This is a genomic window from Hephaestia caeni (assembly GCF_003550065.1).
In the GTDB taxonomy this organism is placed as follows: Bacteria; Pseudomonadota; Alphaproteobacteria; order Sphingomonadales; family Sphingomonadaceae; genus Sphingomonas; species Sphingomonas caeni_A.
On the sequence record NZ_QXDC01000002.1, the window covers coordinates 675,364 to 700,398 of the forward strand.

Here is a 25,035-nt window from a genome sequence, read left to right on the forward strand (position 1 = left end):
CCCAACAGGATATTCTATGGGTGGCCGGGTGGGGGAGCGGGCCGGTGCCGAATTTCGAATCAGACTCTGAAATGATTGCATCTGTTACCGGTTTGACTGCGCGTGTCATCCGGCTAAGACACGGCCATCATCATTTTCAGTCAGGACGACCCATGCGCACTTCCCTGATCGTCACCTCGCTTCTCGCTACCGCCGCCCTTGCCGGCATCGCTGTCGCGCAGGATACGCCCGCCGCCAACCCGCTCGCCAAGGCGGCGATCGGCCCGGTCCATCCGGCCTCGGCCGACGAAGCCCAGCTTGGCGCGTTCGGCATCGATCAGGGCGGCATGGACACGAATGTGAAGCCGGGCGACGATTTCTACAGCTATGTCAACGGCACGTGGCAGGCGAAGACGACGATCCCCGCCGACCGTTCGAGCTACGGCATGTTCCATGCACTCCAGGATCTTTCGCTCGAGCGTACGCGCGGCATTCTGGAGGCGGCCGAGCAGCAGTCCGGCACGAAGATCGGCGATTTCTACGCAAGCTTCATGGACGAGGCCGCGGTGAACGCGAAGGGCGCCGAACCGATCAAGCCCTGGCTCGCCGAGATCAAGGCGGTGAACGACAAGAACGCGCTCGCCACCGAGATGGGCAAGCTGTCGCGCGTCGGGGTCGGCGACCTGTTCAGCCTGCGCGTGGGCCAGGACGACAAGCATCCCGATCGCTACATCGTCACCATGTACCAATCGGGCCTCGGCATGCCCGACCGCGATTATTATCTGAAGGCCGATCCCAAGCTCGATCAGACGCGCACCGCCTACAAGGCGTATCTCGCCAAGATGCTGACGCTCGCCGGTGAGAGCAATGCCGAGGCACGCGCAAACGCGGTGTTCGATTTTGAAAAGGCGCTCGCGACCGCGCACTGGGACAATGTGAAGACCCGCGACGCGGACCTCAATTACAATATCTGGAAGCCCACCGATTTCACCGGCCAGGCGGGTGACTTCCCTTGGGGCTCCTATTTCGATGCGGCGGGCGTCGCGGGCCAGGCCGAATATCTGGTGGGCCAGCCCAGCGCGTTTTCGGGCGAGGCCAAGGCGTTCGCCGCGGCGCCGCTCGCGGCGCTCAAGGATTATGCGATGCTCAAGGTGCTGAGCGCCTACGCGTCTTATCTCTCGAAACCGTTCGACGAAGCCGATTTCGCCTTCTACGGCACCGTGCTGTCGGGCACGCCCGAGCAGCAGGCGCGCTGGAAGCGTGGCGTCTCCGCCGTCAGCGAGAATATGGGTGAGGAGATCGGCAAGGTCTATGTCGCCAAATATTTCCCGCCCGAGGCCAAGGCGGCGGCCGACCAGCTCGTCAAGAACATCATCGCGGCGATGGGCGCGCGGATCGACAAGCTCGACTGGATGGCGCCCGAGACCAAGGCCAAGGCGCACGAAAAGCTCGCCGCCTTCACCCCGAAGATCGGCTATCCCGACACCTGGCGCGATTATTCGGCGCTCCAGATCAAGCGTGATGACCTCGTCGGCAACATCGCGCGATCGAACGCGTTCGAATATCAACGCAAGCTCAACCAACTCGGTGGGCCGATCGATCGCGGCGAATGGTTCATGACGCCGATGACGATCAACGCCTACGCCAACCCGACGATGAACGAGATCGTCTTTCCGGCCGCGATCCTCCAGCCGCCCTTCTTCGATCCCAAAGCCGATCCGGCGGTGAACTACGGCGGCATCGGCGCGGTCATCGGGCACGAACTGAGCCACCATTTCGACGATCAGGGCCGCAAGTATGACAAGAACGGCGCGCTCACCGACTGGTGGACCCCGCAGGACGTGACGCGCTTCAAGGCGTTCACCGACAAGCTCGTCGCGCAATATGACGCCTATGAACCGCTGCCGGGGCTGCACATCAAGGGCGGGCTGACGCTGGGCGAGAATATCGCCGATCTCGCTGGCCTCACGGTGTCGCTCGACGCCTATCATCGTTCGCTGGGCGGCAAGCCCGCGCCGGTGATCGACGGCACGACCGGCGACCAGCGCTTCTATGAAGGCTGGGCGCAGGTATGGCGCACCAAATATCGCGAGCCCGCGCTGCGCTCGCAGCTCCTCGCCAACCCGCACTCGCCCGGCGAGCAGCGTGCGGCGACGGTGCGCAACCTCGATCCCTGGTACAAGGCGTTCGACGTCAAGCCCGGCGAGAAAATGTACCTCACGCCCGAGCAGCGCGTACGGATCTGGTAAGGTCCGACACCCTCACCCTTCCCTCTCCCAGCGGGAGAGGGAGGGAGGCGCGCAGCGCCGGAAGGGTGAGGGCGAACGTCTACCCCGATCGCAGCAATCCCACCCCCGCATCGCGCTCGAACAGATAGAGCGCGATGCGGGCGGCCTGCCCGCGCTCTCCGGCGAGCCCGCCGTCGCGATCGATCAGCAGCCGCGCGTCATCGGTCGCGATCGGCAGGAACGTGCCCAGCATCTCCACGCTCGCGAGCCGAAACGCCGCCTCGCCCGATTGCCGCGTGCCGAGCAGTTCGCCGCCCCCGCGCAACCGCAAATCCTCCTCGGCGATGCGGAAGCCGTCGTTGGTTTCGCGCAGCAGCGCGAGCCGCGCGCGCGCCGTCTCGCCCAACTGGCTGCCGCGGATCAGCAAGCAGTTCGATGCACCGCTCCCCCGGCCCACGCGCCCGCGCAACTGATGAAGCTGGGCGAGCCCGAAACGGTCGGCATGTTCGATCACGATCAGCGTCGCATTGGGCACATCGACCCCGACCTCGATCACCGTCGTCGCGACGAGGACGCCAGTCCGTCCGCCCGCGAACGCTTCCATCACCGCATCCTTTTCCGGCCCCTTCATCCGGCCGTGGATCAGCCCGACCTTGTCGCCGAAGCGCGCGTGCAGTGTTGCCGCGCGGTCCTCGGCGGCGGCGAGGTCTGATTTCTCGCTCTCTTCGACCAACGGACACACCCAATAGGCCTGCCCGCCAGCATCGAGGTGCCGGCCGAGCGCGTCGACGACATCGCCGAGCCGGTCCTCGGCGATCACCCGCGTCTCGATCGGCTGGCGCCCCGGCGGCATCTCGTCGAGGCGGCTCTGGTCCATCTCGCCATATTGGGTCAGCGTCAGGGTGCGGGGGATCGGCGTCGCGGTCATCGCCAGCAGGTGCGGCGGATGTTCGGCCTTTTGCGTCAGCAGCATGCGCTGCGCGACCCCAAAGCGGTGCTGCTCGTCGACCACCACCAGCCCCAACGCCTTGTACGTCACCGCCTGCTGGAAGATCGCGTGGGTGCCGATCAATACATCGATCGAGCCGTCGGCGAGCCCCATCAGCGTCGCTTCGCGCGCGCGGCCCTTGTCGCGCCCGGTCAGGATCGCAAGGTTGACCGGCACCCCGGCGAGCAGTGACCGCAGCGTTTCATAATGCTGGCGTGCCAGGATTTCCGTCGGCGCGAGGAACGCGGCCTGTGCGCCGGCCTCGACCGCGGTCAGTATCGCGCACGCCGCGACCAGGGTCTTGCCCGATCCGACATCGCCCTGGAGCAGCCGCAGCATAGGCTGCGTCTGCGCCATATCGCCCTGGATCTCGGTGATCGACCGCGCCTGCGCGCCTGTCGGCGCATAGGGCAAGGCGAGCCTGGCGCTCAGCCGCCCATCGCCGACCAACGCCCTGCCCTTGCGCCCGCGCGACGCCGCGCGCACGAGCATCAGTGCGAGCTGGTTGGCGAACACCTCGTCATAGGCGAGTCGCTCGCGCGCTTTGGCGTCGGAAGGGTCGGCGTGGATCCGTGCCAGCGCCTCGCGCCAATCAGGCCAGCCGTGCCGCGCTTTCAGTCCCGGCTCGATCCATTCGGGAAGCGTGGGCGCTCGCTCCACCGCCGCACGCGCGAGTTGCCCCATCCGCTTTGCGGTCAACCCTTCCGATAACGGGTAAATCGCCTCGCGCTCGGGCTGGTCGGCGGCTTCCTCGGGCGTCAGCACATAGTCCGGATGGACGATCTGCAACTCCTGCCCATATTGCTCCAGCCGTCCCGATACGCGGCGCGGCTCGCTCAAGGGCAGCAGCTTCTTCACCCAGCCCGAACTGCCGCCGAAATAGACGAGGCTCATGTAATTGCCCGATGCATCGGTCGCGTGGACGCGCGTCGGCCCGCGTCCGGCGCTCTGGCGGTAATCGACCGCGGTCAGCGTGATCGCGATCGTGCGGCCGACATCGGCCTGATCGAGTTTCTCGCGCGGCAGCCGATCGACGAAACCGGTCGGCAAGTGGAACGCTGCGTCCACCACCCGCGCGATCCCGAGCCGGTCGAGCGGCTTGGCGAGCCCTGGCCCCACGCCTTTGAGCGCGGTGATCTCTGCGAACAGTGGATTGAGGATTTCGGGCCGCATGACTATCTCCACGCTCTACCCTGAGCCGACGGCCGCCGCCAGCGCCCGCCGGCCGATTGCCTATGGAACCGAGATGGATCGAGAACACCGGCTCAAACGCCTGCGCTTCCGCGCCTGGCACCGCGGCACCAAGGAGGCCGATCTGCTGATCGGCGGCTTCTTCGATGCGCATGCGGCGGATTGGAGCGACGATCAGATCGCGTGGTTCGAGACGCTGCTCGAAGAACAGGATGTCGATATCATGGGATGGGCGATCGGCTCGATCGCGGTGCCGGCGCATTTCCGGGGACCGATGATGACGCAGATGAAAGCTGTCGGCTACGTGCAAGTGGCTGAATAGCTATTAGCCACCCCGGACTTGTTCCGGGGTCCAACTCTCCGCTTGCACCTTACCTTTCGGCTTACGCGGCATGTTGGATGCCGGAACAAGTCCGGCATGACGAGAAGCAAATGCCCGATCTCTCCCGTATCCTTTCCGCCAAGCAGCCCCTGACCCTGTCCGGCGTCCCCGCCGGTTTCATGCCCTGGCTGCTCGCCGATCTCGCGCGCGCAGCGGACAAGCGCGCGATCTTCATCGCCGCCGACGAGGTGGACATGCGCGCGGTGGCCGCAACCGCGGCCTGGTTCGCGCCCGAACTCGACGTTTTCTCCTATCCCGCATGGGATTGCCTGCCCTACGACCGCGCCTCGCCCACGCTCCGGGTGATGGCGGAGCGGCTCGCCGCGCTCCACCGGCTCCAGCAGCCCGCCGGCGCGCCGCAACTGATGGTCACCACCGCGAACGCCGTCGGCCAGCGCACGCTGACGCCGTTCCGCATCCGCCAACTCGTGGCGAAGCTCGCACCGGGCGAGAGGATCGGCCGCAACCGGCTCGCCGAACGGTTGCAGGCGAACGGCTATGTCCATGTCGAGACGGTTGCCGATTCGGGCGAGTTCGCCGTGCGCGGCGGGCTGGTCGATCTGTTTCCGAGCGGCGAGGAACACGCACTGCGACTCGATTTCTTCGGCGACGAGATCGAGAGCGTGCGCACCTTCGATCCGGGCGACCAGCGCACCACCGGTCGCATCGACGGCTTCACGCTATTGCCCGCCTCCGAAGCCCTGCTCGATGAGGACAGCATCAAGCGCTTCCGCAGCCGCTACCGCGAGCGCTTCGGCGCGACCGCGACCGGCGACCCGCTCTATCAGGCGATTTCGGACGGGCGCCGTCTCGCGGGAATGGAGCACTGGCTGCCGCTGTTCGAAGACAAGATGGCGACGCTGTTCGACCATCTCGGCACCGGCGCGGTAATCGTGCGCGATATCGGCGTCGCCGCCGCCAACGAGGCGCGATTCGAGGCGATCGCCGATTACCACGCCAACCGCGTTCGCGCGCAATCGAGCGATCCGGGCAGCTATCGCCCGCTTCCCGCCGACGCGCTCTATCTGACCGCCGACGAGATGGCCGCAGGCATCGAGGCCTCACGCGCCCATCTCGCCACGCCCTTCCACGAACCGGAGAGCGCGAGCGTGCTTGACTTCGCGGTCGACGGCGCGCGTGACTTCGGCCCCGAGCGGGCGAGCGGCGGAAATATCTACGAAGCGGTGGTCAAACACGTCGGCAATCTTCGGAAAGACGGGGAAAAAGTCGTTCTCGCCAGTTATTCGATCGGTGCCCGCGAGCGACTCTCAGGATTACTTGCCGATCACGGTCTCAAGTCCGTGCGGCAAGCCGATAGCTGGCAGGAAGCACTCGGCAAGGCCGAAAGCCACGTCGCGCTGATCGTGCTGCCGCTCGATCACGGTTTCACCGCCCCCGATGTCGCCTTGCTCACCGAACAGGACATGCTCGGCGACCGCCTCGTGCGCCGCGCCCGGCGCCGCAAGTCCGCCGATGCCTTTCTGGCCGAACTGGCGACGCTTTCGCCCGGCGATCTCGTCGTCCATCTCGATCACGGCATCGGACGTTATGAAGGGCTGACCTCGATCCCGGTGGGCAGCAGCCCGCACGATTGCGTCGCGCTCGAATATGCCGGCGGCGACAAGCTGTACGTGCCCGTCGAGAATATCGACGTCCTGTCGCGCTACGGATCGGGCGAGGAAGGCGCGGGCCTCGATCGCCTCGGCGGCGAGGCATGGCAGCGCCGCAAATCGCGGATGAAGGAGCGCATCCGCGAGATCGCCGGCGAGTTGATCGCCGTCGCCGCCGAACGCGCGTTGCGCCCGGGCGAGGTCGCCGAACCCGATGCGCAGGGCTATGCCACCTTCGTCGATCGCTTCCCCTTCGCCGAAACCGACGATCAGGATCGCGCGATCGCCGACGTTCTCGCCGATCTCGGCGCGGGCAGGCCGATGGATCGGCTGATCGTCGGCGATGTCGGCTTCGGCAAGACCGAGGTCGCGCTACGCGCCGCCTTCGTCGCCGCGATGGCGGGATTGCAGGTCGCGATCGTCTGCCCGACGACCTTGCTCGCGCGCCAACATTATCAGAACTTTACCGAACGATTTGAAGGATTGCCGTTAAAGATCGGCCGGCTCTCGCGGCTGGTCCCGGGCAATGAGGCGAAAGCGACGCGCGAGGGCGTTGCCGACGGCACGATCGATATCGTCATCGGCACTCACGCCGTGCTCGCCAAGTCGGTCGAGTTCAAGCGCCTGGGGCTCGTCGTGGTCGACGAGGAGCAGCGCTTCGGCGTCACCCACAAGGAGCGATTGAAGGCACTCAAGAACGACGTCCACGTCCTCACGCTCACCGCGACGCCGATCCCGCGCACGCTCCAGATGGCGATGTCGGGCTTGCGCGAATTGTCGGTGATCCAGACGCCGCCGGTCGATCGCCTCGCGGTGCGCACTTATGTCATGCCCTGGGATCCGGTGGTGATCCGCGAGGCATTGCTGCGCGAACATTATCGCGGCGGGCAGAGCTTCATCGTCACCCCGCGCATCGCCGACCTGCCTGATATCGAGGAATTCCTGCGCGAAACGGTGCCCGAGGTGCGCTATGTCGTCGCGCACGGTCAAATGGCGCCGAGCCAGGTCGAGGAACGCATGTCCGCCTTCTACGACCGGCATTATGAAGTGCTCGTCTCGACCACGATCGTCGAAAGCGGGCTCGATATCCCTTCCGCCAACACGATGATCATCAATCGCGCCGACCGCTTCGGCATGGCGCAACTCTATCAGCTCCGTGGTCGCGTCGGCCGCGCCAAGACACGCGCTTATGCCTATCTGACCACCACCCCCGATCGGCTGATGACCGAAGGCGCGGAAAAGCGGCTCAAGGTGCTCAGCGATCTCGACAATCTCGGGGCGGGGTTCCAACTCGCCAGCTACGATCTCGACATTCGCGGCGCGGGCAATCTGCTCGGCGACGAGCAATCGGGGCATATCAAGGAAGTCGGCTACGAACTCTATCAATCGATGCTCGAAGAAGCGATCCTGGAGGCAAAGGCCGGCGGCACGCTCGATCGGCCGCGCGATTTCTCGCCGCAGATCACGGTCGACGCGCCGATCCTGATCCCCGACGATTACGTCCCCGATCTCGATCTGCGCATGGGCCTCTATCGCCGCCTGAACGAGGTCGAGGACAAGGCCGGTCTGGAAGCCTTCGCCGCCGAACTGATCGATCGGTTCGGCAGACTTCCCGATCCCACCGAGAATCTGATCCGGCTGATCGAGATCAAGCTCAACGCCAAGAAGGCGTGCATCGCGCGTATCGAACTCGGCCCGCGTGGCGCGCTCGTCTCGTTCCACGACGATCGGCCGCCCAATATCGAAGGACTGCTCGGTTATGTCGCGCGGCTCGACGGCGTCGCCAAGCTGCGCCCCGACAGCAAGCTCGTGATCACCAAGGCGTGGAACGATCCCAAGAGCCGATTGAACGGCGCGTTGCAACTGTCGAAGGGGCTGGCGAAAGCGATCGGGTGAAGGCGTAGTCAGGTCGTACGCTGAAGCAGCACCAAACAGCGCATCATCCGATCGGCCAGAACGTCGGGAGAGCAAGGCGCCCCGCCCGCCACCCAGTGCCGCAGCATGGCGAGCTGCGCGGCCGCTGCGCCGGCCGCCTCGATCGAGATCGAGCCCTCGCCGTTTTCTCCCCGATTGGCCCGATCCTCGATCATCGCCGCAAGCGCGCGATGGATCCTCGCGCTCGCCCTCGAATCGAGAATGATCCTGCCGATCGCACGTTTCTCCCAGATATGGGTGAGCATCATTCGGACATGATCTTTCGCCGCACGTCCCGAAGCCGCGTTGGCCAATGGAACCAATATCGGCTCCATCGCCGCGAGAAGCACATCGTCCTTGCTATGGAAATGCTCGTAGAAAGTCGCGCGCCCGACACCCGCGGCAGCGATGAGGTCGGCGACACGGATCGCATCATATCGCCGTTCGAAAGCGAGATGCACGAGCGCCCCGATCACCGCATCGCGCGTGTGTCGAACACGTGGGTCCGAATTCTGCGGCCGTCCCTGCATGATATCGACCCTATAGCATCGGCATCACCGGGGAAGACGCGCGCCGATCCATCTCCCGGACTTCTGCCCGTCATTGTCCGAAAACCCCGCATAGCCTGCGCTTTCTGTCTCGCTCAGCCAAGCTGCGATCGGCATGATGCGCTTCGGAACAGGCCATCGGGAGCACATTCATGGGCGACACACACCAGGCAGTCGCAATCGTGCCGACCAGCGACATCGACGCCAGCGAAGCCTTCTATCGAAAGCTCGGCTTCGACGTGGTCAGCGATTACGACCATTATCGTATTCTTGCCGACGGCCGCGGCTGGCACCTGCACCTTACCCGGGCACCAGGCTGGCCGAAGACTATCGAGGACAACCCGTTTGGGCTCTACCTCTATGTCGAGGACGTCGATGCGATAGCGGAGCGCGTCCGCGATCGAATCATCGAACAAGGCACGCCCGCCCGAAAACCCTGGGGAACCTACGAGTTCGCCGTGAGCGATCCCAGCGGATTGCTCGTGCGGGTGGGGCGGATCATCGATTGACATGCGAAGGGCGCCGATCCCGTGAGATCGACGCCCTCCCCATCTCTCGTTCGGTAACGCTCCGTCAGGCGGCGTCGCCGGCCTTTTCCTTCTTGGCATAGACGCGGATCGGTTCCTTGCGGCCTTCGATCACGTCCTTGTCGATCATCACCTCGTCGACGCCGTCCATGCCCGGCAGCTCGAACATCGTATCGAGCAGGATGCCCTCGAGGATCGAGCGCAACCCGCGCGCGCCGGTCTTGCGGTCGATCGCCTTCTTGGCGACCATCACCAGCGCGTCGTCGGTGAAGCCGAGCCCCACTTCCTCCATGTCGAACAGCTTCTGATACTGTTTGACCAGCGCGTTCTTGGGTGCGGTCAGGATCTTCACCAGCGCATCGATATCGAGATCTTCGAGCGTCGCGATGACGGGCAGACGCCCGACGAATTCGGGAATCAGCCCGAACTTGAGCAAATCCTCGGGCTCGACCTGGCGCAGCACCTCGCCGGTGCGCTTCTCCTCGGGCGCCGCGACATAGGCACCGAAACCGATCGACTTGCCTTGCAGGCGATCGCCGATGATCTTTTCCAGCCCCGAAAACGCGCCGCCGCAGATGAACAGGATGTTGGTCGTGTCGACCTGGAGGAATTCCTGCTGTGGATGCTTGCGCCCGCCCTGCGGCGGAACCGAGGCAACCGTGCCCTCCATCATCTTGAGCAGCGCCTGCTGGACGCCCTCGCCCGATACATCGCGGGTGATCGAGGGATTCTCCGCCTTGCGGCTGATCTTGTCGATCTCGTCGATATAGACGATCCCGCGCTGCGCCCGCTCGACATTATAGTCCGACGCCTGGAGCAGCTTGAGGATGATGTTTTCGACATCCTCGCCGACATAGCCCGCCTCCGTCAGCGTCGTCGCATCGGCCATCGTGAACGGCACATCGAGGATGCGCGCCAGCGTCTGCGCGAGCAGCGTCTTGCCGCAGCCGGTGGGGCCGACCAGCAGGATGTTCGACTTGGCAAGCTCGACATCGGCCCCCTTGGCGCCGTGGTTGAGCCGCTTGTAATGATTGTGGACCGCGACCGAGAGCACGCGCTTGGCCTGCTTCTGCCCGATCACATAATCGTCGAGCACGTCGCAGATTTCCTGCGGCGTGGGGACGCCGCCGTCCTTCTTCGAGACCAGCGCCGACTTCGTTTCCTCGCGGATGATGTCGTTGCACAGTTCGACGCATTCATCGCAGATGAACACCGTCGGCCCGGCGATCAGCTTGCGCACCTCGTGCTGCGATTTGCCGCAGAACGAGCAATAGAGCGTGCTTTTCGAATCGCCGCCGCTGAGTTTCGTCATTCAATCCATCCTTGCGCCAGTTACTGGGCGCGTTCGAGCGGCCGGTATTCTAAACCGGCAACGCTCCCTACCACAATCACATAAATACGCGGTTACGCCTTGTCGCTCGGCAGCTTCGCCACATCCGACGCATCGTCGGCGGGTGCGGGCCGCTTGTCGAACACCTCGTCGATCAGGCCGAATTCCTTCGCTTCGTCCGACGACATGAACTTGTCGCGATCCATCGCCTTCTCGATCTCCTCGAGCGGCTTGCCGGTATATTTGGCGTAGAGCTCGTTCATCCGCGCACGGATGCGCAGGATTTCCCGGGCCTGGATCTCGATATCGCTCGCCATACCCTGCGCGCCGCCCGAGGGCTGGTGGATCATGATCCGCGCGTTGCTGAGCGCCACGCGCATGCCGGGCTCGCCGGCCGCGAGCAGGAAGCTGCCCATCGAGGCGGCCTGGCCGATGCACACCGTGCCGACGCGCGGGCGGATATATTGCATCGTATCGTGGATCGCCATCCCCGCCGTGACGACCCCGCCCGGCGAGTTGATGTACATATAGACGTCCTTCTTGGGGTTCTCGGACTCCAGAAAGAGCAACTGCGCGGTGATGAGCGAGGCCATCTGGTCCTCGACGCCGCCGGTCACGAACACGATCCGCTCGCGCAGCAGCCGCGAAAAGATGTCGAAGCTGCGCTCGCCGCGATTCGACTGCTCGATCACGATCGGCACGAGCCCTGCGCTGGTCTGGCGCAGGCCGACGCCGGCCTGGGCGAGCGGATTTGCGAAATCGCCGGTTTCAAACGGATTGTGCATGGAAAATCTCAGGTCCTTATGCCCCTATGGAGTGCCTACATCGGCGCTGCCGCGAATGAGTTCAACCCCCGCCTTTCGGCGCCGGTTGGGCGAGATAGGCGAGGCGGCGAACCTCGCGCCGGCCGCGCACGACGGTGTCGAGGATCAGCCCGGCGAAGACGTTGAGGCAGGCGAGGATCATCAACCCGGTGGCGAGGATCGCGGTGGGCAGGCGCGGCACCAGATGCGTATGCATGTACGTCACCGCCAGCGGTGCCGCCAGGATCACCGCGGCGAGCGCGAACAGGATGCCGATCGCCCCGAAGAACAGCATCGGCCGTTCGATCCGGTAGAGACTGACGATCGTGCGCAGAATGCGCAGACCGTCGCCATAGGTGGAGAGCTTCGATTCGGAGCCCTCAGGCCGCGCGAAATAGGGCGTGTCGATTTCGGCGACGGGCATCTTGAGTTCGAGCGCATGGACGCTGATCTCGGTTTCGATCTCGAACCCGGTCGACAGCACCGGGAAGCTCTTGACGAAGCGTCGCGAGAACACGCGATAGCCCGACAGGATGTCGCCGAAACTTCGCCCGAACAATCGCGCGAGCATCCCCGTCAGCAGCCGGTTTCCGAAGCGATGTCCGCGCCGATATGCCTCCGCCGCCTCGCCGACGCGGCTGCCGACCACCATGTCGAGTTGCTCGTCGCGCAAGCGCGCGATCAGCGTGGGCGCCGAGGCTGCATCATAGGTCGCGTCGCCATCGGCCATGACGTAGATGTCGGCGTCGACGTCGGCGAACATGCGGCGCACGACATGGCCTTTGCCCTGCATCCGCTCGGTGCGGACGATCGCGCCCGCTGCGCGCGCCTCGGCCACCGTGCCGTCGCGGCTGTTGTTGTCGTAAACGTAGATCGCCGCGTGCGGCAGTGCGGCGCGAAAACCCGCGATCGTCTGCCGAATCGCGGCTTCCTCGTTGTAGCAGGGCAGCAGGACTGCGATGGTCGGATCCGTCACGTCGCCCCCTTCGTCACCCCGAGCCGATTCCGGGGCCCAACGGGCGGCAGACGCCGCAATCGCGATTCCTGCCCCACCGCGGATGCCGGAACAAGTCCGGCATGACGATCCCGTTTACTTTTTCGCCGGTGCCTTCTTGGCGGCAGGCTTCTTGGCGGCCGGCTTTTTCTCGGTCGCTTCCGCCTTGGTCGCCGCCTTCGCCGCGGGCACCTTCTTCGGTGCAGCATCCTTTACCGGCGCCTCGGCCTTCGCCTTGGCGGCGGGCTTCTTGGCGGGCTTGTCGTCCTTCGACGGCGCCGCCTTGGTCGGGGCCTTCTTCGCGGGCTCCTCGGCCTTGGGCTTGGCGGCGGTGGACTTCTTGGCCGCCGATTTCTTCGCCGCGGACTTCTGGCCGGGCTTGTGGTTGTCGTGATCGTGGCTGTGGGTGCCGGTCGAGAAACCCTCTTCCGATTCGATCGCGGCCTCGATTTCCTCGCGGGTCACGTCACGGTCGGTCACATCGGCCTTCTCGAACAGGAAATCGACGACCTTGTCCTCATACAGCGGCGCGCGGAGCTGGGCGGCGGCCATCGGCTCCTGCTGGACGTACTGGATGAAGCGCTCGCGATCCTCGGGGCCGTATTGCTGCGCGGCCTGCATGATCAGGCGGCTCATTTCCTGCTGCGTCACCTCGACGCCGTTGGCCTGGCCGATTTCGGAGAGCAGCAGGCCGAGGCGCACGCGGCGTTCGGCGATCGCATGATATTCGTCACGCTCGGCCTCCATTTCGGCGAGCGCGGCCTTGGGGTCTTCCTCATGGCTCGCCTCATGCTCGAGCTGCGCCCAGATCTGCTGGAACTCGGCCTCAACCATCGACGGCGGCACCGGGAAATCGTGGCCCGCGGCGAGCTGATCGAGCAGCTTGCGCTTCATATGCGTGCGCGTGAGGTTGTTGTGCTCCTGCTCGATCTGGCCCTTGAGCAGCCCCTTCAACTGATCGAGGCTTTCGAGCCCGAGCGAGGTCGCGAGTTCCTCGTCGATCACCGCATCCTTGGCGGTGCGCACGGTCTTGATCTTCAGATCGAACGTGGCCGGCTTCCCCTGGAGATGCTCGGCATTGTAATCCTCGGGGAAGGTGACCTCGATGGTCTTCTCGTCGCCCGCCTTGACGCCGACGATCTGGTCCTCGAAGCCCGGGATGAGGCGGCCCGAGCCGATCTCGACCGACATATCCTCGCCGGTGCCGCCGTCGAAGGGCGTGCCGTCGACCTTGCCGACGAAATCCATCACGACGAGGTCGCCCGTCTTCGCCTTGTGGGTCTTGGCGGCGTCGTCCCAGCGCTTCTGCTGGCTCGCGAACTTTTCGAGCTGCGCGTCGACCGCGGCGTCGTCGACGGGCACGGTGAGCCGTTCGAGCGTGATCCCGTCGATCGCGGGCGCGGGCACATCGGGCAGCACCTCGAGCGCGATCTTGATCTCGGCATCCTTGCCGGCCTCATAACCGTCGCCGAGTTCGACCGACGGCTGCATCGCCGGGCGCAGCTTGTGATCGGCGATCACCTTTTGCACGCCTTCCTGGATCGAGCTGTTGAGCGCGTCCTGCATCAGCGCCTCGCCGTGCATCCGGCGGATGAGGTTGGTCGGCACCTTGCCGGGGCGGAAGCCGGGCATGCGCACCTGCGGGGCAACGCGCTTGACCTCGGCATCGACGCGCTTGTCGATGTCCTTGGCGGTGATGGTCAACGTATAGGCGCGCTTCAGGCCCTCGTTCAACGTCTCGACAGTCTGCATTCGCTCGAAGCCCTTGCTTGGAAGAATCGGATGTGCGCCGCGTTCGGACGACGAATCTGGTGCGGGCGAAGGGACTCGAACCCCCACATCTTGCGATACCGGAACCTAAATCCGGCGCGTCTACCAGTTCCGCCACGCCCGCATCGGTCAGCGCGAGGTCGGCGGCGTCTATAGCAGCCATACGCGCATGGTCCAGAGGCAACCGGAGCAAGCTTGTTTCGTTGGGAAGCGACAAGGAGAAGCGACATGGCTACCCAGCCCCCGCAACCGACCCCTCCGGTCAATCCGCCGGCGCCCCCGCCCGAGATCGATCCGCCCCGGCCCGATATCGACGTGCCCGATCCCGCACCGCAACCGCCCCCACTGCCGATGCCCTAGACAGAGAGTCCTTGCCGAGGCGCCGCAGTTCGAGCGCGGTGGTGATGGAGCAAGCCGTGAACGGTCGCGCTTCAATTCGCCGGGATAGTCTCTAGATTGGCGGCATGATCCCCGATCCGGCGTCGCATCCCGCGCTTTATATCGTCCTCGCGATCGTCTTCGTCGTCCTGCTCGCCGCGCGGCGGGTGCGCGCGATCCGCATCGCGGTGAACATCGCCATCACGCTGCTGATGGTGGGGGTTTTGCTGATCGTGCTCGATCAGCGCAGCCGCTTCGACCCGTATTTCGCGCGCGTCGCCGAACTGCTCGATATCGGCGATCAGCAGGTGGTGGGCGACGAGGTGCGCATCCGGATGTCGCCCGATGGCCATTTCTGGGCGCGCGCGACGATCAACGGCGTGCCGCGGCGATTGCTGATCGACAGCGGGGCCACGATCACCGCGCTCTCGATCGATACGGTTGGGGCCAGCGGAATCAAAGTAGAGGACGAACTGTTCCCGATCGTGCTCAAGACTGCCAACGGCTCGATCTCCGCCCGGGCGGCCACCGTCACCGAATTGCGCTTCGGCACGATCGTCGCGCGCGATCTCCCGGTGGTGACCTCGCCCGCGTTCGGCGACACCAATGTGCTGGGTATGAATTTCCTGTCGCGGCTGGCCTCGTGGCGCGTGGAGGGCCGCACGCTGATCCTCGTGCCGCATCACCCGCAAGAGCGAGAGACGAGCTGAATTCCTCTCCCACCGGGAGAGGATAGCAAAGCTTGCCGCGCCAGCGGCTAGCGCAGCTTGGTGAGGGCGAGACGCGTGCGGGGCATCGACCTCACCCTCCCACTCCCAAATGGGAGAGGGAAAATCAGCGCCGCCCGAACAGCTTCTCGATATCGCCGTGCGCCAGCTTCACCCAGGTCGGGCGGCCGTGGTTGCACTGGCCCGAATGCGGGGTCGCCTCCATCTCGCGGAGCAGCGCGTTCATCTCGGCGACCGACAGCACGCGCCCCGCACGCACCGAACCGTGGCACGCCATCGTCGCGGCGACGTGATCGATCCGCTCCTTGAGGCTGAGCGCATCGTCATAAGCGCCGAGTTCGTCGGCGAGATCGGCGATCAGGCCGTGGACGTCGCTCTGCCCCAGGGGCCCCGGCACGCCGCGCACCAGCATCGCGCGTGGGCCGAACCGTTCGAGTTGAAGCCCCAGCTCCGCCAATTCCCCGGCGCGCGCCTCGAGCCGGTCGCACCCCGCTTCGTCGATCTCGACGACCTCGGGCAGCAGCAAGGCCTGGCTCGACACGCCCTGCCCCGCCATACCCGCCCGCAACCGTTCGAGCACCAGCCGTTCATGCGCGGCGTGCTGATCGACGATCACCAGCCCGTCCTCGGCCTCGGCGACGATATAGGTCTTGGCCACCTGCCCGCGCGCGACCCCGAGCGGGAAGCTCGTCGATTCGGGCGGCGGCGCATAAGCCGGCTCGGCGCGCGCCTGCGGCGGCGGCGCAAACGACGATCGGCGATCGGCGACCATCGCGGGGGTGCCAGCCGCCCCGCCCTGCTCGCCCCACAAGGTCGGCGCCGGGGGCGCGGCCGGTTCGGGCCGCCACATGCCGAGCGCTGCCTCGCTCGGCCGCTGCACACTGCGGAAACCCTCGGCATCGAGGGCACGACGGAGCCCGCTGACGATCAGCCCGCGCACCATGCCGGGCTCGCGGAACCGCACCTCGGTCTTGGCCGGGTGGACGTTCACGTCGACCGCATCGGCAGGCACATCGAGGAACAACGCCACCACCGCGTGCCGATCGCGCGCGAGCAATTCGGCATAGGCGCCGCGCACCGCCCCGGCGAGCAGCCGGTCCTTCACCGGCCGGCCGTTGACGAACAGATATTGGTGATCGGCGACGCCGCGGTTGAAGGTCGGCAGGCTCGCGATCCCGCCCAGCCTGAGCCCCTCGCGATCGAGATCGATCGCGACGCAATTGTCGACCAGCGCGCTATCGGTAAGCGCGGCCACCCGATCGGGCCGCCCCTCGACCGCGGCGACCGAGAACACCCGGCGCCCGTCATGCTCGAGGCTGAAAGCGATATCGGGCCGCGCCATCGCCAGCCGCCGCAGCGCATCGAGACAGGCGCCATATTCGGAGCGCGCGGTGCGCAGGAACTTGCGCCGCGCGGGCACGCGTTCGAACAGCCGCTCGACCCGCACCCGCGTGCCGGGCGGCAGCGCTGCCGGTCCTTCGCTCGCAATCCGGCCGTTGTCGATCACGAGCTGCCAGCCTTCGGCCCCGCGCACCCGGCTTTCGAGCGTGACGTGCGCGACGCTCGCGATCGAGGGCAATGCCTCGCCGCGAAAGCCCAGCGTCGTCACCCGATCGATCGCGTCGTCGGGCAACTTGGAGGTTGCATGGCGTTCGAGCGCGAGGCGCATCTCGGCCGGCGCCATTCCACAGCCGTCATCGGCCACATCGATCAGATCGATCCCGCCAGCAGCAAGCGTTACCGCAATCCGGGTTGCCCCCGCATCGATCGCGTTTTCGACGAGTTCCTTCAACGCGCTGGCGGGGCGTTCGACCACTTCACCGGCGGCGATCCGGTTGACGAGATGTTCGGGCAGGCGACGTATTGACATGACACCCGTCCTAGCCCAAGCGGCGGCGTCCCGCGAGCCGCATCGACCCCAGAGCCCGCGCGTGGATTTCCAGGCTCGCGCGGCAGACGTGATCACTTGTGCGAACCGCCGGACTGACCCCGGCCAGCGACGGACCAACTCGACCGATGTTCTTCTCCCGCTTCTTCAAGATGATGTCGCACGATATGGCGATCGACCTCGGCACCGCGAACACCGTGGTGTATTTGAGGGGGCGCGGCGTCGTGCTCAACGAACCGTCGGTGGTCGCGATCGAAACGCTGAACGGCGTCAAGCGGGTCAAGGCAGTTGGTGACGACGCCAAGCTGATGATGGGCAAGACCCCCGACAGCATCCAGGCGATTCGCCCGCTGCGCGACGGCGTGATCGCCGACATCGACGTCGCCGAGGAGATGATCAAGCATTTCATCCGCAAGGTGCATGGCGGCCGCAAATTCATGCGCTGGCCGCAGATCGTGATCTGCGTGCCGTCGGGCTCGACTTCGGTCGAGCGCCGCGCGATCCGCGATGCCGCGCAGAATGCGGGTGCCAGCCAGGTTTTCCTGATCGAGGAACCGATGGCCGCAGCGATCGGCGCCGACATGCCCGTCACCGAGCCGATCGGGTCGATGGTCGTCGATATCGGCGGCGGCACCACCGAGGTCGCGGTGCTCAGCCTGCGCGGCCTTGCCTACACCACTTCGGTGCGCGTCGGCGGCGACAAGATGGATGAGGCGATCGTCAGCTATGTGCGCCGCAACCACAATCTTCTGATCGGCGAAGCCACCGCCGAGCGGATCAAGCAGGAAGTCGGCGTCGCCAAGGCGCCCGACGACGGGATCGGCGAGACGATCCACATCAAAGGCCGCGATCTCGTCAACGGCGTGCCCAAGGAAATCCAGATCAACCAGGGCCAGATCGCCGAGGCGCTTTCCGAACCGGTCGGCACGATCGTCGAAGGCGTGCGGATCGCGCTCGAGAATACCGCGCCCGAACTCGCCGCCGACATCGTCGATCAGGGCATCGTGCTCACCGGCGGCGGCGCGCTGCTCCACGGCATCGACGAGGTGCTGCGCGACGAGACCGGCCTGCCGGTGACGATCGCGGAGGAACCGCTCACCTGCGTCGCGCTGGGCACTGGGCGCGCGCTTGAAGACCCGGTCTATCGCGGCGTATTGGTGAACGCCTGATCGATATCGTTCCAGCGGGACGGGGGATACGAGGCATGGCGCCGCCAAAGAACCGGCGCCCGGGATTTTCACGGCGGGCGCAATACGGTCTCTTCCTCGGCTATGTGATCGCCGCCGCGGGCGCGCTCGTCGGTGCGATCCTGCTCGTCGTCTCGGCGATCGATCCGACGGGCTTCGCCTCGCTGCGGATGGCGGCGGCGGAAGCGACCGCGCCGGTGTCGACGGCATTTTCCTCGGTAACGCGCGGCCTCGTCTCGATTCCGCAAGCGATCGGCGATCATTTCGGCACGGTGAGCGAGAACCGGCGGCTCAAGAAGCAGATCACCGACAATCGCGAGTTGCTGATGCGCGCGCGAACGCTCGCCTATGACAATCGTCGGCTCAAGACGCTGCTGGCCCTGCGCGAACGGACGAGCGACGCGGTCGCGGTGGCGCGGATCGTCAGCTCATCGGCATCGAGCACCCGGCGGTTCGGCCTTCTCAACGCGGGCCGCAGCCAGGGCGTGCGCGAAGGCCAGCCCGTGCGCGGGCCGGAAGGATTGATCGGGCGCGTGCTCGAAGCCGGACCGGATGTCGCCCGCATCCTGTTCATCACCGATCCCGACAGCGTCGTTCCCGTGCGCCGCACGCGCGACGGCCTGCCCGCGATCGCGACCGGCCGCGGCGACGGATTGGTCGAGATCAAGCCGGTCAGCATGGGCGATCCGTTGCCCAAGCCGGGCGACGTCCTGATGTCCTCGGGCACCGGGGGCATCTACCCGCCCGATATTCCCGTCGCGCGCGTGCTGCGGGTCGGGCGCGACAGTGCTATCGCCCGCCCGTTCGCTCAACCCGGCACGCTCGACGTCGCGATGGTCCAGCGTGCCTTCTTCCCGTTGCCGCCGCCCTTGCCGCCCTCGCAGAACGCGCCCGCTGCCGGGGCCATGCCCCCAACACCGGCGCCGACGCCATGAGCGCGATCGTCCCTATGGGAGTCGATCCGGACGCGAGGCGTGTCTCGCCGCGCACCTGGATCATCCCGGCCGTATCGGTGATGCTGGGATCGCTCGTCACGATCATCCCGGTGATCTTCCCCGGCGGGCTATTGCCGCCGTTCGGGCTGATGATGCTGCTGGCGTGGCGGCTGCTACGCCCCGAATCGCTCAAGATATGGTCGCCGGTGCTGCTCGGCCTGTTCGACGATCTGCTGAGCGGCCAGCCCTTCGGAAGCGCGATACTGTTGTGGACGATATGCTTCTTCGTCATCGAGTTGATCGAAATCCGCCTCGTCTTCCGTGATTTCTGGCAGGATTGGCTGATCGCGGCGGGGGCGATCGGCTTTGTCCTGCTCGCGGGCCGCGCGCTGGCCTCGCCAATCGCGGCGCATGTCGATACGATCCTGGCGTTGCAGATCCTGGTGTCGATCCTTCTGTTTCCCCTGATCGCGCGATTTGTCGGGCGGCTCGATCGCGTTCGCCTGCGCGCATGACCAAGCTGACGCGCACGATCAACCAGGCGCAGCAGAACTTCAGCTTCAGCCGGCGGGCGATGATGCTCGGCGGCGCGCAGGCCGCGATGGGCGTCGTCCTCGCCGGGCGGATGGCGTGGCTGTCGATCGCAGAGAACGAGCATTACCAACTGCTTTCCGAAAGCAATCGCATCAACAATACGGTGATCCCGCCGCGCCGGGGCTGGATCGTCGATCGCAACGGTCATCCAATCGCCGATAACCGCACCGATTTCCGCGTCGACATCATCCCCGATCGGCTGGAAGACAAGGAACGCACGCTGGCGCTCCTCCAGGAATTGCTCGCACTCACGCCCGAAGACATGGATCGCATCCAGGCCGATCTGAAGCAGGCCGCGGGGTTTCAGCCGGTTCAGGTGGCGGAGAACCTGCCTTGGGAACGCTACGCCGCGGTCAGCGTGCGGATGCCCGAACTACCCGGCGTCGCACGGACGCAAGGGTTCGCCCGCAACTATCCGGCCGGCCCCGCGGTCGGGCATCTCACCGGCTATGTCGGCGCCGCCTCGGCCGAGGAATACGAAAAGACCAAGGATCCCCTGCTCGTCACCCCCGGCTTCAAGATCGGCAAGGACGGGCTGGAGCGTTCGCTAGAGGATCGGCTGCGCGGAAAACCGGGCGCCAAGCGAGAGGAAGTGACGGCGCGCGGCCGGCTCGTGCGTCAACTCGCGACCCGGCCCGACCAGCCCGGAGAGACGGTGCGCCTCACGATCGATGCGGGCCTTCAGGAATATACCGCGCGGCGGCTCGGCACCAATTCGGGCTCGGCGGTGGTGCTCGATTGCCTGACCGGCGACGTGCTCGCGATGTGTTCGATGCCGTCGTACGACCCCAACGCCTTTTCGGACGGGATCAGCCATCTTGAATGGAACATGCTGTCGGAAAACGATCACGTTCCGTTGATGAACAAGGTGCTGCAAGGGCTCTATCCTCCGGGCTCGACCGTCAAGCCGATGAATGCGCTGGCGCTGCTTCGTGCGGGGATCAAGCCCGAACAGACAGTGTTTTGCGGCGGCGCCTTGCGGGTCGGCACCGGGCTGTTCCATTGCTGGCGGCGTGGCGGGCATGGCCATGTCGACATGCGCCGCGCGGTCGCGCAAAGCTGCGACGTCTATTTCTTCCAGATGGCGCGAGATCTGGGGTACGACGCGTTCGCGCCCACCGCCCGGATGCTGGGCATGGGGCAGGAATTCGATATACCCTTCCCGTCGCAGCGTTACGGCACAGTCCCCGACAGCGCCTGGAAGCTGAAGAAATATCACACCAAATGGACGGTGGCCGATTCGATCAACGCCTCGATCGGCCAGGGGTACGTCCTTGCCAATCCGCTCCAGCTCGCGGTGATGGCGGCTCGGCTCGGCTCGGGGCGCAAGGTCGTGCCGCGCATGATCATCGATCAGCCCCACGGCGCTGCGCCCGGGCTTGCGTTCGACCCCCAGCATCTCGCGATCGTGCGCGATGCGATGTACGCTGCGGTCAACGACGGCGGCACCGCCGGTGCGGCACGGCTTTACCTTCCCGGTATCGATGTTTCGGCGAAGACCGGCACCGCGCAGGTACGGCGGATCACGATGGCCGAGCGACGGACGGGGGTGCTCAACAACGCCGCGCTTCCCTTCAAGCTGCGCGACCACGCGCTGTTCATCAGCTTCGCGCCGTCGGACAATCCGCGCTATGCGCTGGCGATCGTGCTCGAACACAACGCCCACCTCATCCGCAATCTCGACGCACCGGCGATCGCCCGCGACGTCTTCACCTATCTGTTCGACCGCCCTCGCGCGATCACCGCGCTCGACGTCGCGGAAAAGACCTGGGGCGGCGATATCGGCACCCGCATGGCGACGCAGGAAGCCGCCTATCGCGCCGCACACGCCGAATTGATCCCCGCCGGCACCGAACTCGACGCCGCCGCGCCGACAAGCTCCGATGCGGTCGAACAGGCCACCGCCCAGGCCGATGCCCGCGCGGAAGCCGTCGCCAACACCGCCGCCGGCGATTCACCCGCGGAAACGGGCTCCCCTGAGGCGGGCAGCGGCGGGGACGCGCGATGAGGCCGCTCGACGTCGTCCCCGAACCGCTTGCGCAATTGCCGTGGAAGGTCATCCTGCTCACGCTGATGATCGGCGGCTTCGGCCTGATGATGCTCTATTCGGCCGCGGGCGGCAGCGTGCGCCCGTGGGTGATCCCGCAGGGGATACGGCTGATCGTCTTCCTGGTCGGCGCGATGGTGATGTCGCGGATCAGGGAACAGGTGTGGAGCATGGGCGCGCTCCCGGCCTATGTCGGGCTGGTCGTGCTGCTGATCCTCGTCGAACTGCTCGGCGCCGTTCGCGGCGGCAGCCAGCGTTGGCTCGATCTCGGCCCCATCCGGCTCCAGCCGTCCGAGCTGATGAAGCCGTGCATCGTGCTGGCAATGGCGAAATTCTACGACATGCTGCCGCCCAACGAAACACGCCGATATGCCTCACTCGTCCCCGCCGCGGTGCTGATCGGCGTTCCCGCGGTGCTGGTGATGCTCCAGCCCGATCTCGGAACGGCGCTGATGATCTGCGCGAGCGGGGCGACGGTGATGTTCCTCGCCGGGGTGCCGTTGCGGCTGTTCATCGGCGGCGCGCTGGCGTTTGCGATCGCCGCGCCGCTCGCGGTCAACTTCCTCCTCCACGATTACCAACGCGATCGCGTGCTGATCTTCCTCGACCCCGAAAGCGATCCGCTGGGCGCGGGCTATCACATCAGCCAGTCGAAGATCGCGATCGGATCGGGCGGCATCTTCGGCAAGGGCTATCTCAACGGCACCCAGAGCCATCTCGATTACCTGCCCGAGGGTCAGACCGACTTCGCCTTCGCGACGATGGCCGAGGAATGGGGCCTCGTCGGCGGTTGCCTGCTGATCCTCGCCTTCTTCCTGGTGATCGGTTGGGGCATCAACGTCGCGTTGCGCGCCCGCAGCCGTTTCGGGCAACTCGCCGCGGCGGGGCTTGCCTCGACGATCTTCTTCTACGTCGCGATCAACCTCGCGATGGTGATGGGCCTGGCACCGGTGGTGGGCATTCCGCTGCCGCTGTTCAGCTATGGCGGATCGGCGCAGATGACGGTGCTGATGTGCCTCGGCATCCTGATGTCGATCGACCGCAACAACCGCAAGTCCCCGCGCCTCTGAAAAAGTGCGCGAAGGGGGTTTGCAACCAGCAGAAGCGATGCTAGTTGGCCGCCTTCCGCAACGGCATAGCGCTCGCACGACGAACGCGATCCCGGGCATGGACGCATAGCTCAGTTGGTAGAGCAGCTGACTCTTAATCAGCGGGTCCTTGGTTCGAGCCCAAGTGCGTCCACCAAATTCTCTAGTGAAATCAATAGTATGCAAGGAAATCGCCGCAAGGTGATTTTCTCTTTTTGCGTTTTGCGCTACAAACTGCGCTACAGATTCCATGTGATGCGCGGCTCCAGGATGTTCAAAAAAGTGCCGGCACAGCTGATGCCCGGGGGCCGCATCCCGTCACGACATGACTGGCACCCGCATGGATGCACCGCGGGTACGGGCGATTCGCGTGTTCAGATAACGCGCGGAGTTCAGCCAGAGGCTGTTCTACACCGTTGGCGATGGGCGAATTGCCCCTGCGGTCCTAGGCGCGTGCCTCACGCGCTTTCAATAATGCGTCGCGATCGGCTTTACGCAGATCGATCCAGTCGTCGATTTCGGACGATATCCAGCGGTTTGTCCCGACGCCCAACTTTATCGGCGCGGGAAACCGCCCTTGCTTGATCAGGCGTGCTACATGCTGCCGGGTGAAAGGAATGCCCTTCGCCTTCAGGTCGGAGAACGCGAGCAGGTCAGGCATGGTAACATCCAATCTGACCGTCTGCTGACTCCAGAGGCGCGATTGGGGAAATGGAGCTACCGGCAGCGATCTCTCCACGGCTTGCGCTTTCTCCCTTCCCCCTCCTCTTCCGATAACTCTGAGATGATCGGACGATGCAGCGACCACAGGGTGCAAAAGGGCGCCACACTCGGCCAGAAGCATTCTGATTGAAATAGTGCATGGATCGCTGACCCGTCGGGCAGCGCGGGGAGACCACAACGCAATGTCAGGTTAGCATTTCACGGAAAGTCCCCAAAGGGGCCAAGATCGCATTTTTGGGCAATCCAGTGCCTACTTGTCGGCTCTCGGTGCTTTATAGCCTTACACGAGGCTAGGACGCCAAGGCTACCGCGCCAATACCACGCCGATCCTGAGGCGTGTCGCATTGCGGTCATAGTCGAACAGATTCTCGCCATAGCCGACGAAGAACTGCCTTCAGAAGGAAGACGAAGCCAAAGACAAATGCGGCTGTCCGCCCGGATTGGCGCGGATGAATGTCAGGCTGGCAATTGGGCATTGTCTTCCTCATGGCGCGCGCGATAGTCCTGCCCGGCAGCGTTCAGGCCCGCGAGCGCGAAACGATGCAAATGGTCCGCCAGCGCCCGGCGATCGATCCGCAATATGTCCCTGCCCGGTGCGGGCAGGTTATCGCCGGCGATCAGCAGCATGGCGCATGGCGCGGCCACGCTGATCAGGCAGCAGAGCAGTTCCGGCGCGCCGATGGGTATCCCGCTCACGTCGCTCAATATCCGCAGCGCGACGCGAAGCTTGGGCGGCGCTTCCTCGTCGCGCAGGACGGCAAAATGCGCGGACGGCGCCGCAAGTTCCCGAACCAGCACGGCAGTACTCCAATGCGAGGGCCCGGCGAGGCGGCCGACGATGGCATCGAGCAGCGTGCCAAGCTTTTCTTCGGGCATCACCTGGCTTGCAGATATCCGCTCGAGTTCCTCAAGCCGTACAAACCGTCGATGCGCCTCGACCAGCACGGCCCGGTAGAGGCCATCGCGATTGCCGAAATGATAGTTGATCGAGGCAAGGTCGACTTCCGCCTTCGCGGCGATCGCCTTGCTCGTGGTAGAGGCCAGCCCCTGCGACGCGAACAATGTGCCAGCGCTTTCCAATATGCGCGCGCGGGTCGCCGCACCGTCCGACCGGGGGCCTCGGAGGGGTTTGCCATTCATGATTTGCTCTTGAACCGGATCAGATTGTAGGACAAGTCGAACATTAAATCCGATTTAGACTAA

At 65.3% G+C, this 25,035-nt stretch carries 20 protein-coding genes and 2 tRNA genes; 12 read left to right on the forward strand and 10 right to left on the reverse strand.

Annotated features, from left to right (window positions below; genetic code table 11):
* The first annotated feature begins 152 nt into the window (after nt 1-152).
* Nucleotides 153-2,228: a M13 family metallopeptidase gene (locus DFR49_RS03055; protein ID WP_119034410.1), complete on the forward strand. Its 2,076-nt coding sequence runs from the start codon at nt 153-155 to the stop codon at nt 2,226-2,228.
* Nucleotides 2,229-2,307: 79 nt separating this feature from the next.
* On the opposite strand, the gene recG is transcribed toward DFR49_RS03055, so the two are convergent.
* Nucleotides 2,308-4,368 carry an ATP-dependent DNA helicase RecG gene (gene recG, locus DFR49_RS03060; RefSeq protein WP_119034411.1) on the reverse strand — a complete coding sequence of 687 codons (2,061 nt, stop codon included), beginning with the start codon at nt 4,366-4,368 and terminating at the stop codon, nt 2,308-2,310.
* 73 nt (nt 4,369-4,441) lie between these two features.
* Here recG and DFR49_RS03065 point away from each other — a divergent pair, with 73 nt between their 5' ends.
* Nucleotides 4,442-4,708 carry an FAD assembly factor SdhE gene (locus DFR49_RS03065; RefSeq protein ID WP_119035241.1) on the forward strand — a complete coding sequence of 89 codons (267 nt, stop codon included), beginning with the start codon at nt 4,442-4,444 and terminating at the stop codon, nt 4,706-4,708.
* Between the two features lie 110 nt (nt 4,709-4,818).
* On the forward strand, nt 4,819-8,274 hold the full coding sequence (gene mfd, locus DFR49_RS03070) for a transcription-repair coupling factor (RefSeq protein WP_119034412.1): 3,456 nt from the start codon (nt 4,819-4,821) through the stop codon (nt 8,272-8,274).
* An 8-nt stretch (nt 8,275-8,282) separates the two neighbouring features.
* On the opposite strand, the gene DFR49_RS03075 is transcribed toward mfd, so the two are convergent.
* A complete protein-coding gene (locus DFR49_RS03075) occupies nt 8,283-8,822 on the reverse strand; it encodes a TetR/AcrR family transcriptional regulator (RefSeq protein WP_119034413.1) in 540 nt (179 codons plus the stop codon).
* 170 nt (nt 8,823-8,992) lie between these two features.
* Here DFR49_RS03075 and DFR49_RS03080 point away from each other — a divergent pair, with 170 nt between their 5' ends.
* On the forward strand, nt 8,993-9,349 hold the full coding sequence (locus DFR49_RS03080; RefSeq protein ID WP_119034414.1) for a VOC family protein: 357 nt from the start codon (nt 8,993-8,995) through the stop codon (nt 9,347-9,349).
* A 64-nt stretch (nt 9,350-9,413) separates the two neighbouring features.
* Here DFR49_RS03080 and clpX read toward each other — a convergent pair whose 3' ends face one another.
* From clpX to DFR49_RS03105, 5 genes are all read right to left on the reverse strand, one after another.
* Nucleotides 9,414-10,679, reverse strand: a complete 1,266-nt coding sequence (clpX, locus tag DFR49_RS03085; protein ID WP_119034415.1) for an ATP-dependent Clp protease ATP-binding subunit ClpX — start codon at nt 10,677-10,679, stop codon at nt 9,414-9,416.
* Nucleotides 10,680-10,771: 92 nt separating this feature from the next.
* Nucleotides 10,772-11,482: an ATP-dependent Clp endopeptidase proteolytic subunit ClpP gene (gene clpP, locus DFR49_RS03090; RefSeq protein ID WP_119034416.1), complete on the reverse strand. Its 711-nt coding sequence runs from the start codon at nt 11,480-11,482 to the stop codon at nt 10,772-10,774.
* A gap of 61 nt (nt 11,483-11,543) precedes the next feature.
* Nucleotides 11,544-12,476, reverse strand: a complete 933-nt coding sequence (locus tag DFR49_RS03095; RefSeq protein WP_119034417.1) for a glycosyltransferase family 2 protein — start codon at nt 12,474-12,476, stop codon at nt 11,544-11,546.
* A gap of 114 nt (nt 12,477-12,590) precedes the next feature.
* On the reverse strand, nt 12,591-14,246 hold the full coding sequence (tig, locus tag DFR49_RS03100; protein WP_119034418.1) for a trigger factor: 1,656 nt from the start codon (nt 14,244-14,246) through the stop codon (nt 12,591-12,593).
* 57 nt (nt 14,247-14,303) lie between these two features.
* Nucleotides 14,304-14,388: transfer RNA gene (locus DFR49_RS03105), tRNA-Leu, on the reverse strand.
* Between the two features lie 104 nt (nt 14,389-14,492).
* On the opposite strand from DFR49_RS03105, the gene DFR49_RS22360 reads away from it, so the two are divergent.
* Complete coding sequence (locus tag DFR49_RS22360) at nt 14,493-14,624, forward strand: hypothetical protein (protein WP_281271728.1); 132 nt, start codon at nt 14,493-14,495, stop codon at nt 14,622-14,624.
* Between the two features lie 104 nt (nt 14,625-14,728).
* Nucleotides 14,729-15,352 carry a retropepsin-like aspartic protease family protein gene (locus tag DFR49_RS03110; RefSeq protein ID WP_119034419.1) on the forward strand — a complete coding sequence of 208 codons (624 nt, stop codon included), beginning with the start codon at nt 14,729-14,731 and terminating at the stop codon, nt 15,350-15,352.
* Nucleotides 15,353-15,476: 124 nt separating this feature from the next.
* Here the strand turns inward: DFR49_RS03110 and mutL are convergent, their stop codons facing one another.
* Nucleotides 15,477-17,240, reverse strand: coding sequence for a DNA mismatch repair endonuclease MutL (mutL, locus tag DFR49_RS03115; RefSeq protein WP_119034420.1), 1,764 nt, complete (start codon nt 17,238-17,240; stop codon nt 15,477-15,479).
* A gap of 146 nt (nt 17,241-17,386) precedes the next feature.
* Here mutL and DFR49_RS03120 point away from each other — a divergent pair, with 146 nt between their 5' ends.
* The 6 genes from DFR49_RS03120 to DFR49_RS03145 all read left to right on the forward strand — a co-directional run bounded on the left by DFR49_RS03120 (nt 17,387) and on the right by DFR49_RS03145 (nt 23,266).
* Complete coding sequence (locus tag DFR49_RS03120) at nt 17,387-18,427, forward strand: rod shape-determining protein (protein WP_119034421.1); 1,041 nt, start codon at nt 17,387-17,389, stop codon at nt 18,425-18,427.
* 35 nt (nt 18,428-18,462) lie between these two features.
* The gene (locus DFR49_RS03125; protein WP_119034422.1) at nt 18,463-19,380 is read left to right on the forward strand and encodes a rod shape-determining protein MreC; all 918 of its coding nucleotides are present in this window, start codon (nt 18,463-18,465) and stop codon (nt 19,378-19,380) included.
* Nucleotides 19,377-19,895 (forward strand): rod shape-determining protein MreD, encoded by a 519-nt coding sequence (gene mreD, locus DFR49_RS03130; RefSeq protein ID WP_245968211.1) that lies wholly within the window; start codon nt 19,377-19,379, stop codon nt 19,893-19,895. Before DFR49_RS03125 ends, mreD begins: the two co-directional genes overlap by 4 nt.
* Nucleotides 19,892-21,982 (forward strand): penicillin-binding protein 2, encoded by a 2,091-nt coding sequence (gene mrdA / locus DFR49_RS03135; RefSeq protein WP_119034424.1) that lies wholly within the window; start codon nt 19,892-19,894, stop codon nt 21,980-21,982. The genes mreD and mrdA overlap by 4 nt, the downstream gene beginning before the upstream one ends.
* Nucleotides 21,979-23,091, forward strand: coding sequence for a rod shape-determining protein RodA (gene rodA / locus DFR49_RS03140; protein WP_119034425.1), 1,113 nt, complete (start codon nt 21,979-21,981; stop codon nt 23,089-23,091). Before mrdA ends, rodA begins: the two co-directional genes overlap by 4 nt.
* 99 nt (nt 23,092-23,190) lie before the next feature.
* Nucleotides 23,191-23,266: transfer RNA gene (locus DFR49_RS03145), tRNA-Lys, on the forward strand.
* A gap of 288 nt (nt 23,267-23,554) precedes the next feature.
* Here DFR49_RS03145 and DFR49_RS03150 read toward each other — a convergent pair.
* Together DFR49_RS03150 and DFR49_RS03160 are read right to left on the reverse strand one after the other, a co-directional pair.
* Nucleotides 23,555-23,770 carry a helix-turn-helix transcriptional regulator gene (locus DFR49_RS03150; protein WP_013846807.1) on the reverse strand — a complete coding sequence of 72 codons (216 nt, stop codon included), beginning with the start codon at nt 23,768-23,770 and terminating at the stop codon, nt 23,555-23,557.
* A gap of 518 nt (nt 23,771-24,288) precedes the next feature.
* Nucleotides 24,289-24,972 (reverse strand): TetR/AcrR family transcriptional regulator, encoded by a 684-nt coding sequence (locus tag DFR49_RS03160; RefSeq protein ID WP_013846808.1) that lies wholly within the window; start codon nt 24,970-24,972, stop codon nt 24,289-24,291.
* Nucleotides 24,973-25,035 lie beyond the last annotated feature (63 nt).

Excerpts from the sequence above, each read along its gene's own strand:
- DFR49_RS03055 (WP_119034410.1), top strand. The coding sequence starts at position 153 with ATGCGCACTTCCCTGATCGTCACCTCGCTTCTCGCTACCGCCGCCCTT.
- recG (WP_119034411.1), bottom strand. The coding sequence starts at position 4,368 with ATGCGGCCCGAAATCCTCAATCCACTGTTCGCAGAGATCACCGCGCTC.
- DFR49_RS03065 (WP_119035241.1), top strand. The coding sequence starts at position 4,442 with ATGGATCGAGAACACCGGCTCAAACGCCTGCGCTTCCGCGCCTGGCAC.
- mfd (WP_119034412.1), top strand. The coding sequence starts at position 4,819 with ATGCCCGATCTCTCCCGTATCCTTTCCGCCAAGCAGCCCCTGACCCTG.
- DFR49_RS03075 (WP_119034413.1), bottom strand. The coding sequence starts at position 8,822 with ATGCAGGGACGGCCGCAGAATTCGGACCCACGTGTTCGACACACGCGC.
- DFR49_RS03080 (WP_119034414.1), top strand. The coding sequence starts at position 8,993 with ATGGGCGACACACACCAGGCAGTCGCAATCGTGCCGACCAGCGACATC.
- clpX (WP_119034415.1), bottom strand. The coding sequence starts at position 10,679 with ATGACGAAACTCAGCGGCGGCGATTCGAAAAGCACGCTCTATTGCTCG.
- clpP (WP_119034416.1), bottom strand. The coding sequence starts at position 11,482 with ATGCACAATCCGTTTGAAACCGGCGATTTCGCAAATCCGCTCGCCCAG.
- tig (WP_119034418.1), bottom strand. The coding sequence starts at position 14,246 with ATGCAGACTGTCGAGACGTTGAACGAGGGCCTGAAGCGCGCCTATACG.
- DFR49_RS22360 (WP_281271728.1), top strand. The coding sequence starts at position 14,493 with ATGGCTACCCAGCCCCCGCAACCGACCCCTCCGGTCAATCCGCCGGCG.
- DFR49_RS03110 (WP_119034419.1), top strand. The coding sequence starts at position 14,729 with ATGATCCCCGATCCGGCGTCGCATCCCGCGCTTTATATCGTCCTCGCG.
- mutL (WP_119034420.1), bottom strand. The coding sequence starts at position 17,240 with ATGTCAATACGTCGCCTGCCCGAACATCTCGTCAACCGGATCGCCGCC.
- DFR49_RS03120 (WP_119034421.1), top strand. The coding sequence starts at position 17,387 with ATGTTCTTCTCCCGCTTCTTCAAGATGATGTCGCACGATATGGCGATC.
- DFR49_RS03125 (WP_119034422.1), top strand. The coding sequence starts at position 18,463 with ATGGCGCCGCCAAAGAACCGGCGCCCGGGATTTTCACGGCGGGCGCAA.
- mreD (WP_245968211.1), top strand. The coding sequence starts at position 19,377 with ATGAGCGCGATCGTCCCTATGGGAGTCGATCCGGACGCGAGGCGTGTC.
- mrdA (WP_119034424.1), top strand. The coding sequence starts at position 19,892 with ATGACCAAGCTGACGCGCACGATCAACCAGGCGCAGCAGAACTTCAGC.
- rodA (WP_119034425.1), top strand. The coding sequence starts at position 21,979 with ATGAGGCCGCTCGACGTCGTCCCCGAACCGCTTGCGCAATTGCCGTGG.
- DFR49_RS03150 (WP_013846807.1), bottom strand. The coding sequence starts at position 23,770 with ATGCCTGACCTGCTCGCGTTCTCCGACCTGAAGGCGAAGGGCATTCCT.
- DFR49_RS03160 (WP_013846808.1), bottom strand. The coding sequence starts at position 24,972 with ATGAATGGCAAACCCCTCCGAGGCCCCCGGTCGGACGGTGCGGCGACC.